Annotated in this window: 8 protein-coding genes; 4 read left to right on the plus strand and 4 right to left on the minus strand. The window is 38.8% G+C overall.

The window, feature by feature from the left end; all coding sequences use genetic code 11:
- Window positions 1-88: 88 nt before the first annotated feature.
- The 3 genes from tig to clpX all read left to right on the plus strand — a co-directional run bounded on the left by tig (window position 89) and on the right by clpX (window position 3,600).
- On the plus strand, window positions 89-1,411 hold the full coding sequence (gene tig / locus KCTC52924_RS02595) for a trigger factor (RefSeq protein ID WP_251809092.1): 1,323 nt from the start codon (window positions 89-91) through the stop codon (window positions 1,409-1,411).
- Window positions 1,412-1,587: 176 nt separating this feature from the next.
- Window positions 1,588-2,268: an ATP-dependent Clp endopeptidase proteolytic subunit ClpP gene (gene clpP / locus KCTC52924_RS02600; protein ID WP_251809093.1), complete on the plus strand. Its 681-nt coding sequence runs from the start codon at window positions 1,588-1,590 to the stop codon at window positions 2,266-2,268.
- 96 nt (window positions 2,269-2,364) lie between these two features.
- Window positions 2,365-3,600, plus strand: a complete 1,236-nt coding sequence (clpX, locus tag KCTC52924_RS02605) for an ATP-dependent Clp protease ATP-binding subunit ClpX (RefSeq protein WP_251809094.1) — start codon at window positions 2,365-2,367, stop codon at window positions 3,598-3,600.
- Between the two features lie 62 nt (window positions 3,601-3,662).
- Here the strand turns inward: clpX and KCTC52924_RS02610 are convergent, their stop codons facing one another.
- Together KCTC52924_RS02610 and KCTC52924_RS02615 are read right to left on the minus strand one after the other, a co-directional pair.
- Entirely contained in the window at window positions 3,663-4,208 is a 546-nt protein-coding gene (locus tag KCTC52924_RS02610) for a hypothetical protein (RefSeq protein ID WP_251809095.1), read from the minus strand.
- Between the two features lie 90 nt (window positions 4,209-4,298).
- Window positions 4,299-5,813, minus strand: a complete 1,515-nt coding sequence (locus KCTC52924_RS02615; protein ID WP_251809096.1) for a GH3 auxin-responsive promoter family protein — start codon at window positions 5,811-5,813, stop codon at window positions 4,299-4,301.
- A gap of 111 nt (window positions 5,814-5,924) precedes the next feature.
- On the opposite strand from KCTC52924_RS02615, the gene KCTC52924_RS02620 reads away from it, so the two are divergent.
- Window positions 5,925-6,719, plus strand: coding sequence for a DUF2797 domain-containing protein (locus tag KCTC52924_RS02620; RefSeq protein WP_251809097.1), 795 nt, complete (start codon window positions 5,925-5,927; stop codon window positions 6,717-6,719).
- On the opposite strand, the gene KCTC52924_RS02625 is transcribed toward KCTC52924_RS02620, so the two are convergent.
- Together KCTC52924_RS02625 and sppA are read right to left on the minus strand one after the other, a co-directional pair.
- Complete coding sequence (locus tag KCTC52924_RS02625) at window positions 6,712-9,468, minus strand: AsmA-like C-terminal region-containing protein (RefSeq protein ID WP_251809098.1); 2,757 nt, start codon at window positions 9,466-9,468, stop codon at window positions 6,712-6,714. The genes KCTC52924_RS02620 and KCTC52924_RS02625 overlap by 8 nt on opposite strands.
- A 255-nt stretch (window positions 9,469-9,723) precedes the next feature.
- Window positions 9,724-11,484 carry a signal peptide peptidase SppA gene (sppA, locus tag KCTC52924_RS02630; RefSeq protein ID WP_251809099.1) on the minus strand — a complete coding sequence of 587 codons (1,761 nt, stop codon included), beginning with the start codon at window positions 11,482-11,484 and terminating at the stop codon, window positions 9,724-9,726.
- Window positions 11,485-11,628: the final 144 nt, after the last annotated feature.

Consider the following 11,628-nt stretch of genomic DNA (forward strand, 5'->3'; position numbering starts at 1 on the left):
TGACATTCAGTAGTTTAAAAACTTGTTGAAGATTATAAAATATAGTACTTTTGCATCCCATTTTATTTTAGCAAAATACAGATAACAAATGAATATCACTAAAGAGCAGATTGACGAACTAAATGCAGTAGTAAAAGTTGCGGTATCCAAGGAGGATTATTTCGACAAGGTAGAAACAATATTAAAAGACTACAGAAAGCAAGCAAATATTCCCGGTTTCAGAAAAGGCCAAGTGCCTATGGGATTGATCAAGAAGCAATATGGAAAAGCTGTTTTGGTAGATGAGGTAAACAAGCTTTTGCAAGACAATTTAAACAAATATCTTACAGAAGAAAAACTAGACGTACTAGGAAATCCTTTACCAAAACAACAAGACAATTTCAATTGGGATTCGGAAGAATTTGCTTTTGAATTTGAATTGGGACTTGCTCCTAGCTTTGAGGTTGACTTAAAAACCGAAAAGGCATTAACACATTACAAGATCGTTGCAGACGATAAGATGATCAACGAGCAAATAGAGCGCATTCAGAAGCAATATGGCAAATTGATCAGCAAAACTGAAGTTGGTAAGAAAGACGAAGTTAATGGGGTTTTCACCAACGAAGCTGAGGAGATAGATAGCAAGACCGTTATAGAGATCGGGAAAATAAAAAATAAAAAAGCCTTGGACAGCCTATTAGGCAAAAAAGTTGGGGATGTAGTTACCCTTAACACCAAGGATTTGTTTGAAGAAGACCAGTTGTTGGGAAGCGCTTTGGACATAGAGGCAGACAGAGCCAAGGAATTGGCTATTGAAGTAAACTTTACCATAGAGGAAATTAACGAAAAGGAACCGGCCAATATCGATCAGGATCTTTTCGATAAATTATTCGGAAAGGATACAATTACCTCTGAAAAAGAATTGAAAGCGAGAATCAAGGAAGATTCTGAAAAGCAATTTGAACAACAATCCGATCAAAAGTTGTTAAATGATGTTACGGAATTTTTTATTGAGAACATCAAGTTCGACCTTCCTACTGAATTCTTGACCAAATGGATTAGGACCACTGGCGATAAACCTTTGTCCGAAGATGAGGCGTCTGAAGAATTTGAGAAATCCGAAAAAGGATTACGTTATCAGTTGATCGAAGGAAAGATCATCCAAGATAATGAGATCCAGATTCAATTTGACGAGCTTAAGGAGTTTGCCAAAGGATTTATAAAGCAACAGATGGCCCAATTTGGTCAATTAGACCCAAAAGAAGAAGAGTTAGACAGTATAGCCGCAAGGGTACTTTCTAATCAAGACGAAGTAAAAAGATTGAGCGAACAACTGATGAGTCAGAAATTATTGTCCTTATACAAGGAAAAGGCCAATTTAAAGACCAAGGAAGTTACTTATGAAGACTTTGTAAAGGAAGTTTACGGGTAATTAACCCGATACTTAACAATACTAATGCTCTAGTTGGGAAAGGCCAGATAACCACCAAGATTTGGCCCTTCCTTAACAGGTGTTAAAGCCAAGTTTCACGAAAAATAAGTATATTTACAGTGTCGGAGAACTTATTTTCGACACTTTTTTTATCTTATAAAACCTCGATTAAAAATATGGATTACGGGAAAGAATTTAAAAACTACGCTATTAAGCACCAAGGGATCAATAGCATGTACTATGATACCATTCTAAGCAGCATGTACCCCACCAACCTAACCCCAAACATTATAGAAGAGAGACAGCTAAATGCAGTTGCAATGGATGTTTTCTCTAGATTGATGATGGACAGGATTATTTTTTTGGGAACCGGCATTAACGACCAAGTAGCAAATATTGTTCAGGCGCAATTGCTATTTTTAGAAAGTACCGATGCGTCCAAGGACATTCAAATATATATTAATTCCCCTGGTGGCAGCGTATATGCAGGATTGGGTATTTATGACACTATGCAGTTCATAAAGCCAGACGTAGCCACAATCTGTACTGGAATGGCCGCCTCTATGGGCGCCGTACTGTTATGTGCAGGTGAAAAAGGCAAACGCAGTGGACTTACCCACTCCAGAGTAATGATCCATCAGCCCATGGGAGGAGCCCAAGGTCAGGCCAGTGATATTGAAATTACGGCAAGGGAAATTATAAAATTAAAAGATGAACTTTACCAAATAATCTCAAAACATTCTGGTCAGCCCCTTGAAAAAGTTAGCGATGACAGTGATAGAGATTATTGGATGAAAGCCGATGAAGCCAAGAACTATGGCATGATTGACGAAATCTTGGTAAGGGGTAGCGAATAACAACGACTAAACGCTATGAAGTTACAGTTTTGCCAAAACAGGCGGAACATAAAAAACGAACTATTTCGTTTTTATTATTGAAAGTGATAAAATGATATGGCAAAAGAAAATTTAGAATGCTCCTTTTGTGGAAGAAAAAAACCGGAGACCAATTTATTGATCGCAGGTTTGGACGCACATATATGTGACCGTTGTATAGAACAGGCACACGGTATAGTTGCAGAAGAATCCAAGCAGACAAAAAATCAGGACCTCTCTTCCGAATTGACCCTAAAAAAACCTTTGGAAATAAAGGAATTTTTGGACACTTATATTATTGGACAGGACAGAACCAAAAAAGTGATGTCCGTTGCAGTATACAATCATTACAAAAGACTATTGCAACCCAAGAGCAAAGAGGACGATATAGAAATCCAGAAGAGTAATATTATAATGGTAGGGCAAACTGGGACCGGTAAAACCTTAATGGCCAAAACCATTGCCAAAATGCTCAATGTTCCTTTGGCCATTGTTGATGCCACCGTACTTACCGAAGCAGGTTATGTAGGGGAAGATGTAGAAAGCATTTTAACCAGATTACTACAAGCAGCGGATTACAATTTGGAAAAAGCGCAACGCGGAATTGTTTTTATCGATGAAATAGATAAGATAGCCCGTAAGAGCGACAATCCATCCATTACTAGGGACGTTTCTGGCGAAGGGGTTCAGCAAGGTCTTCTAAAACTTTTGGAAGGCACTGTTGTAAATGTACCGCCCAAAGGAGGTAGAAAACATCCAGACCAGAAATTTATAGAGGTCAATACGGAAAATATCCTATTTATAGCTGGGGGTGCATTTGATGGTATTGAACGCCACATTACAAAAAGATTGAATATGCAAGCTGTTGGCTATAGCGCTTCCAAAGCGGAAGAGAAGGTAGACAACGAGAATATTCTTCAATACATAATACCTAAGGATTTAAAGGAATTTGGTTTAATTCCTGAGATAATAGGAAGGCTCCCTGTACTTACCCATATGAATCCATTAGACAAGGAAACATTAAGGGCGATATTAACCCAGCCTAAAAACGCCATTATCAAACAATATGAGAAATTGTTCCAGATGGATGATATCTCCTTTGAAATAACGGAACAGGCGTTAGAATATATCGTAGAAAAAGCAATCGAATATAAATTAGGTGCAAGGGGACTCCGCTCCCTATGTGAAGCCATATTTACGGATGCCATGTTCGAAATGCCAAGCACGGATGAAACCTCGTTTAAGGTTACAAGGCCTTATGCAGAGGAAAAATTATCCTATGATACGATCAAAAAATTAAAAGCAGTCTCTTAAGACTGCTTTTTTTTTGCTGATTATTATTCTGGCATCACTTTTAAGCTATCACCTTTATTTGCCTACGCTACATATTTCTTTTGCGTCACCTTAGCCAGTAGGTCTTGACAGACTTTAATTATAATTTTTTCATCGGTGTATAGATCATGACCAAAATTCTTAATTATTTCGGTTGTTACCCCCATTTGCTCTATCCACAGTTGTGAAGGCTTAAATTTATCGTGCTCCCCGTAAACCAATTTAATATCGTTATGCAGCTGCTGGGACTCTAATCGCAACCTAGTACTGGAAACGGTATATAAGGATTTCATGGGCAAACCATTTAATGCCGCCTTCCAAGCTATGGCTCCACCGGCTCCAAAAGCTAAATAATTACTGGGTTCCTTTTCACTTTTCAACAAGTGGGTTGCTGCGACATTTATTCCACCACAATCAAACTCCTTCGCAATATTCTCCCCAGAATCTACCGATAAATGAATGTTAGCCAATTGCTGGGAATCATAGAAGGTAATATCATAATATTGTTGCAAATACCCTAAATAGGAAGTAATCCATAAGCCCTTTTTAGAACCCCACATGTCCGAAAGTATTACTAATCTTTTCGTCATAACACTGCTATTTAAATTGTTAAATTAATGAATAAAACAGGGGAGTGATAATGACGGACAAGGTCCACATTTTTGGATTATAATCCTTATTTATTTGTTCATCTGGAGTAATTCTTCGATGTAATCCCTTTTGTTAGACAGTCTGGGAATCTTATGTTGACCGCCCAATTTCCCTTTAGACTTAAGCCAATCATAGAAGAGGTTCTCCCTAGCAGTGTGCACGTTGGGCATCCTTAAGGTAATATTGTTATAGCGTTTTGCTTCGTAATCGGAGTTTAATGCTTTTAGCGAATTATCCAAAAATTCGGTAAATAAACTAAGCTTTTCCGGTTCCTTTCTAAATTCTATAATCCATTCGTGAGCTCCTTTATCTTTGCCGACCATAAAAATTGGGGCTACCGTATAGTCCTTAATCTCTGCCCCCGTCTTCTTACAGACCTGCTTTAAAGCCTCCTCTGCATTTTCTATGATAAGCTCTTCCCCAAACACATTAATATGGTGCTTTGTTCTTCCAGTAACCTTAATCCTATAGGGATTTATGGAAGTAAAGCGTACGGTATCCCCAATCTTATAGCGCCAAAGTCCCGCATTAGTAGTGATCACTATAGCGTAGTTGGTGTTTATTTTAACATTCCACAGCGGAAGGGTTTGCTCTTCTGGGCTATCATAAGTATCCATTGGAATAAATTCGTAGAATATTCCATAATCTAACATTAACAAAAGATCATCAGCATTATTTCTGTCCTGAATGGCAAAAAAGCCTTCAGAAGCGTTATAGATTTCATAGTAATTAAAACTCTTTTTGGGCAATAATGAAGTGTACTGATCCATATACGGATTAAAACTAACCCCTCCGTGAAAATACACCTCCAGATTTTCCCAGACCTGAAACAAATGTTCCTTACCCGTTTCTTCCAAAACATTGTTCAACAGCACTAACATCCATGAAGGCACTCCTGCCAAGCTGGTGACATTTTCTTGGATACTCTCTTTTATAATTGCCTGCAACTTGGACTCCCATTCACTCATAAGGGACACTTTATTGCTAGGGGTACTGCTCAACTCTGCCCAAAAGGGCATATTATCTATTAAGATTGCGGATAAATCGCCAAAAAAGGTGCCGTTATCTTGATACAGTTCCTTACTTCCTCCCAACCTAAGGCTCTTACCTGTAAAGAGCTGAGAGTTCTCATTATTGTTCAAATACAAACAGAGTAAATCCTTGCCCGATTTATAATGGCAATCCTCCAAAGCTTCCGAACTAACGGGAATAAATTTACTTTTGGCGTTGGTAGTACCACTACTTTTGGCAAACCATTTTATAGTAGTAGGCCAAAAAATATTCTGTTCCCCCCTTCTAGTTCGCTCAATCATGGGTTCTACCTCCTCATAGGTCGTTATTGGCACCCGTTCTACAAAGGTTTCATAATTGGGTATGGATTCAAAGTCGTACTTCTTACCAATCTCTGTATCCTCGGCGAAGGACAGCAACTGGTGCAATACCTCATCTTGGACTTCCTCAGGGTATTTTAAAAAAAGTTCTATCTGGTGATATCGCTTTTTTAATAACCAGGAAGCAATTGAATTAAATAATGGTATTGGCATTTTTAGGTATCTTTATCCAGATTTTTAGATCGGGTCGTTGTTTTTTATTTTAGCTAAAATTAGTTTTAATTGAACTCATAATCAAATAGAATTTACACCAAGAAAAAATATATGCAGTACCAAGGAGTTTTAAGAAAAATGCAAACTGAAATCGGGAACCCCATTCAATATTACCTACTATTTGATGGCGATTTCTTAAACCTCAACCAGGTAATCAACAAGAACCTGAAGATACGCTTTATAGGTCACCAATGCCTAAATTGCGGGGAAGATCGCCCAATTTATAGACAAGGATTTTGTAAAAATTGTTTTTTCGATATTCCTTCAGCGGGGGATTGGATTATGCGCCCCGAGTTAAGTACTGCACATCTGGATCAGGAAGACCGCGATCTAGAGTACGAAAAAAAGGTGCAACTACAACCACATATCGTGTATTTAGCCAATTCCAGTACTATAAAAGTAGGCGTTACCCGAAAAACTCAAGTCCCCACTAGATGGATAGATCAGGGTGCGCACGAAGCAATAGAAATTGTAGAGGTTCCCAATAGGTATCTGGCAGGAATTACGGAAGTAGCCCTAAAAGACCATATTGGGGATAAGACCAATTGGAGAAAAATGCTTACCAACGATGTAGTGGATGAGGACTTAGTGGAACAAAGGAACAAGCTTAGACAATATATTCCCAAGGAGGCCACCGATTATTTTATTGAAAACAACAAGGAAACCCATTTAGAGTTTCCCGTGCTTCAATATCCCACAAAAGTAAAAAGTCTCAATTTGGATAAAACCCCTGTTTACCAAGGAATCTTAAAGGGAATTAAGGGGCAGTATCTTATTTTTGAAGACAATACGGTCTTCAATATTCGCAGTAACGAGGGTTATGTAATTGGACTAGAAATTAGTTGATAGAATCTTTTTTAGGTTCCTCTGCTTCCTTTTTCTTCCCAAAGATTCCGCCTAATATTTTTTTAGCAGCTTCTTTCTGAGCATCTTTTTGCGATTCTTTATTTACGGAGCCAACAGAATCTTTTTTAGTAGAATCGGTTTTGTTGGCACTACCACCCAAAAGTCCTCCCAAGACATCCTTCACCTTGTCCGCATTCTCCTTTTTGGTAGAATCGGTAGTCTTTTGGTTCTTGGCAAGAATATCGCCAATAACGTCCTTAGCCTTGTCCTTTCCTTTATTGATCAATTTTTGTTTTTCTATTTCCACCAATTGGGCGGTTATATTTTTAATCCCAGAGGTAAGGTCCGTAGTAACTGTTGGATTGGTATATGCTCCTCCAATATTGGCGGTAACAGGAATAGTAAGCGCTTCTAAAGAAGACTCACTTATCCTAGCCATAAGTTGGTTGATTTCAGTACCCAGATATTTGGCAGGCACCTGTATGGTTGCAGTATAATTAAGGGTCTCATCAAAAGAATGGCTCCCAGCAACATCAATAGCGAAATCCTTATAATTAATTGTAAACGGCTTTACTTTTACAATCCCATCCTCAAAGTTCAAGATAGTTTTTAACCCCTTTAAATCTAGCTTTTCTAGGTCCAAAAAGTTCAGTTTACTATTTAAAGCCGAAAGTAAGGGAGCATTTTTTGCATCAATTTTTTCAGTCAAAAGCTCTGCCAATATATTTCCCGAAATAGTACTTAGGTTCGGAGTAAAATCGTCCTTCAAATTCCCTGAAATAATAACATCGGAATTTAAGGTCCCGTGAAGCACCTTGGCAATGGGCGCTAACGTTCTAAATAATTCCAGCGCTTTAAAGGTTTCCTCAATCTTAAAGCTGTTCATTCCTAAATTCATTGCAAAAGTTGGGGTATCACCCTTGGTGGACACCTCTCCATTAAGCGCCAATTTCCCATCAAATAAGGTGGAGGTCATATTGGAAAGCGTTGCTTTTTCATCTTTTATACCTAATGTTCCCTTCACCTCTTTCAACCGAAGGTTATCATAGATTACCGTATTTGCATTTGCATTTATAGTACAGTCCAAAAAGGATGGAATCTTAATTTTTTCTGCGGAAGGCACTGACGAAGTTGAAGCCGATTTCTCATCGTTCTGCTTACCCTCCCCGGTTTCAGCAACCATAAAATCGCCAATATCAAAAGTGTTCGATTTTAAATTAAACCTTCCTTCCACCTTTTCATTATTGAACATAAAGCCCAAGAGATTATCGATTGTACCGGTAACATCAAAATCCGTATTCCCGGTCTTCCCCTTAAGTTCGGTAAGGTTAACCGTGGTAGGATTAAAAGTAACTGCGGTAGAACTCAACAACACAGGATTGGGTATTTCAGCTGATTTATATTCAAAATCTTTTAATTGAAGTGTCCCCTTGGTCTTGGTGTTTTCATATTTCTTACGCTCTATTGAAGCCATATCAAAGGCAGTAGAAATATCGGCATTTAAGATTCCCTTCAAATCCAAATCTGAAGGTACTGGATACGCTTTGGATATATTTGCTAGGTTCATTCTTCCATCTACCTGTGCATCTACCTTGGTATTACCCATTAGATCACGGATTTTGGCCACCATATTAAATTTATCCTCATCGATCATAAAGGACAACCTTCTAATATCCACAAAGGTATCTTCGGTTATTCCCGTTGTATTGGTGATTTCCGTATCAATAAAAACGTTTCTTACCGCTTTTGGCAGATCGGGATATTTAAAAGAAGCGTTATCCGATTTAATATCGATTTTAAACTTGGGAATGTGTGTATCATCAACCACTCCATTAAATTCACCAGAAACCGTAAAATTACCCGTAGTGGTCACATTTTCTATATTTTTGGAATAGGTCTCGGGAATTACTGCTAAAAAGTTTTTAAAATCCGATGATGGTGTTTTAAATCTAATATCCACCTCCTGATTGTCTTCGTTCAACTTTACAAAACCATCGAAAACCAAGGCCAGTTGGTTTACCAAGGCTTCGTTCTTCAGGAAAGTATATTTACTCTCATTAAGATCCACCCCTATAAGCGCCTTTAGCTGCACTGGATTTCGATTTAGGTACTTGGTGCTATCCATCTCAAAAGACACTAAGGCACTGGTCTCCGTATCCAGCTCTGAGGTATCCAAGGAAAGGTCTCCCTTCCCCTTGTGGTTCATCTCCTCTATAGTAAGGTAAATACCCGTAGAGGCATCCCCATATTTTATTAAAGCATCCAGAATTTCATAGGATTCCAAGGATAAGGTAAATCCGGCTTGAGAAGCATCTTCGTTACCCGCTACTTGCCCACTCTCTTGCTCTAATGCAATATCGTAATTAGCATTCTCTTCCTTATCTACTTTTATATTGAGTAGCCCACCGTCTACCTTTAGGCTTTTTAGGGCTATAGGCTCAGAGGCATCTTTCAACAATTCCTTTATAGACATATTAAGAGCTACCTCTTTGGCGGCAAACAGGGTATCTCCTAAGAATGGGGCTTTATTTATTATGGTAAGATCTGTTAAGGTTACTTTTGCGTACGGAAAACTGCTAAACAGGGTGAGGTCTGCATCGGCAAAATCGAAGGAGGCGTTAATACTGTTATTGACTTTATTTTTAATGATGTCCGCAATTTTTCCCTTCAAGAAAAACGGAGTCGCAATAAGCAGTAAAACCACTACTAAAATAATCCCCCCTACAATCTTTACAATCTTTTTTTTCATTTTACACTTCTTAATTTTCGACAATATACACTGTAACAACACCCCTTATTGCCTATTTTCATTATAATTATGGCTCATTTGGTTCTTATAACACGCATTTTTAAGTCGACCTACCACTTACAACATCTCGCCTATTTTCGGACCGACACCTCAGTCATTACACACCTATCCACAACTGCAATACAACATCTTGTATATAACCCCAAAAGGTCCGTTTTATTTCATCATTATCCTCAAATCCGCACCTACCACAACTTATTGGATCCGCAAGGTAAATGGCATACGTGCCTGCGCTCCTTTGTTTTCCATTGCGGAACGCACCTCTTTTAAAATGGTATAGGCCTCTACCCCTATTTCTTTTTGTATCATAGCTTCCTTGCCCCGTGCACCGGCACCCCCCATATCTTCCATTAATTTTTCAAAGCCGGTTTTGTATTTTGGCAATCTCTGTATACTGTATTTCTCCAACCCTACCATTATTGCTGCTTCGGCAATAGCATCATCCAATCCTCCCAATTCATCTACCAATCCCAGACGTTTTGCATCAACACCACTCCAAACGCGGCCTTGTGCCAAACTGTCGGCCTGAGCAATAGTAATCCCCCTACCTTGGGCCACTCTGTCCAAGAATGTATTGTACACCTGCTCTATTCCCTCCTGTACATTACCCCTAAAATTGTCTTGCATAGGTTCAAAAAGGGAATATTCGACCGAATTTTTATTGGTCCCTACCTGCTCTGCGTTAATGCCAATATTCTCTGCCAATTTACTTAAATTAGGGATGGTACCGAATACCCCTATAGAGCCAGTGATTGTTGTTGGTTCTGCAAATATTTTATTGGCTCCTGCGGCAATATAATATCCTCCAGAGGCAGCCACGTCTCCCATAGAGACTACTACCGGTTTCACTTCTTTTGTAATTTCTAATTCCCGCCAGATAATATCGGAGGTCAGGGCGCTACCACCTGGGGAATTCACCCTTAACACTATAGCCTTAACATCCTTATCATCCCTCGCCTTCTTTATCGCCTCGTTAATAATTCCTTGGCCAATAACATTGGGTCCGCCCTCACCGTACCATATTTCTCCTTGGGCATATATCACGGCAATCTTATCCTTACCAGTGTTCAGTTTTTTCTTATTAGCGGCATGGATATAATCGGCTATGGCCACATAATTTATATCTTCGTCTTCTGACATCTCTAAGGTTTCCTTCATCATTGTTTCATACTCATCAAAATGAGCCACCTGGTCTATCAGTCCAGATCGAGTTGCATATTCAGTGGTTCTTGTCCCTAAGGTATCCGCAATCTGATTAAGGTCTTCCACAGTTATATCCCTACTCTCAGAAATATCTGAAAGCATGGTTGCCCAAAGTCCCTCCAGTAATTCTTTAATCTGGGTTCTATTGGCATCGCTCATTTCATTGGCTAAAAATGGCTCCACCGCACTTTTGTACTTCCCGTGTCGGATCACCTCCATTTTAATCCCTGATTTCTCCTGTAGGTCCTTAAAAAATAGGACTTCAGTAGACAACCCCTTAAACTCCATTGCTCCAACGGGATTAAGATAAATATCACTAGCAACACTGGCCAAATAATAGTCTTTCTGCGTAAAGAAATCCCCATAGGCATATATAAACTTCCCGCTTTCCTGAAACTCTTTTAACGCATTCCGTATAGCATGGGTTTGGGAGAGTCCGGCCATTATTACATTATTAGCAATACTAATCCCTTTTATCTTATCGTCTTCTTTGGCAACGCGAATGGCATGCAAAACCTCGTCTAAACCTTGATTCATATTAAAAAGTCCGGCAAACGGGTCAGCGTTATCCATTCCCACATAATCATTGATCGGATATTGCAACTGTAACTCCAAGACGGAATTATCCTTTACCGCAACAGCGCCATCGCCCTTACTCATCAAGGCAGCTAAAATTAGAAACATTACAAATAAGATCCCGAATGCTATAAGTCCACCTATAATGGACGCCAATAAATTTCTTAAAAAGTTCATTTCAACTTGGTGTTTACTATAACAGACAAAGATAACCAATACGACATTTATGCTATTATAATTTCAACTTAATATTTCCTGTCCCAAATTATGGTTCTAAAGTAAATAGTCTCAACAAATACCGTCTATTTATTGATAATTGAC

The sequence above is a fragment of the Arenibacter antarcticus genome (assembly GCF_041320605.1).
Classification (GTDB): Bacteria; Bacteroidota; Bacteroidia; order Flavobacteriales; family Flavobacteriaceae; genus Arenibacter; species Arenibacter antarcticus.

Bases quoted from the DNA above. Each gene is read 5' to 3' on its own strand.
- KCTC52924_RS02615 (WP_251809096.1), bottom strand. From the start codon at position 5,813: ATGCCAATACCATTATTTAATTCAATTGCTTCCTGGTTATTAAAAAAG.
- clpX (WP_251809094.1), top strand. From the start codon at position 2,365: ATGGCAAAAGAAAATTTAGAATGCTCCTTTTGTGGAAGAAAAAAACCG.
- KCTC52924_RS02610 (WP_251809095.1), bottom strand. From the start codon at position 4,208: ATGACGAAAAGATTAGTAATACTTTCGGACATGTGGGGTTCTAAAAAG.
- KCTC52924_RS02620 (WP_251809097.1), top strand. From the start codon at position 5,925: ATGCAGTACCAAGGAGTTTTAAGAAAAATGCAAACTGAAATCGGGAAC.
- tig (WP_251809092.1), top strand. From the start codon at position 89: ATGAATATCACTAAAGAGCAGATTGACGAACTAAATGCAGTAGTAAAA.
- sppA (WP_251809099.1), bottom strand. From the start codon at position 11,484: ATGAACTTTTTAAGAAATTTATTGGCGTCCATTATAGGTGGACTTATA.
- KCTC52924_RS02625 (WP_251809098.1), bottom strand. From the start codon at position 9,468: ATGAAAAAAAAGATTGTAAAGATTGTAGGGGGGATTATTTTAGTAGTG.
- clpP (WP_251809093.1), top strand. From the start codon at position 1,588: ATGGATTACGGGAAAGAATTTAAAAACTACGCTATTAAGCACCAAGGG.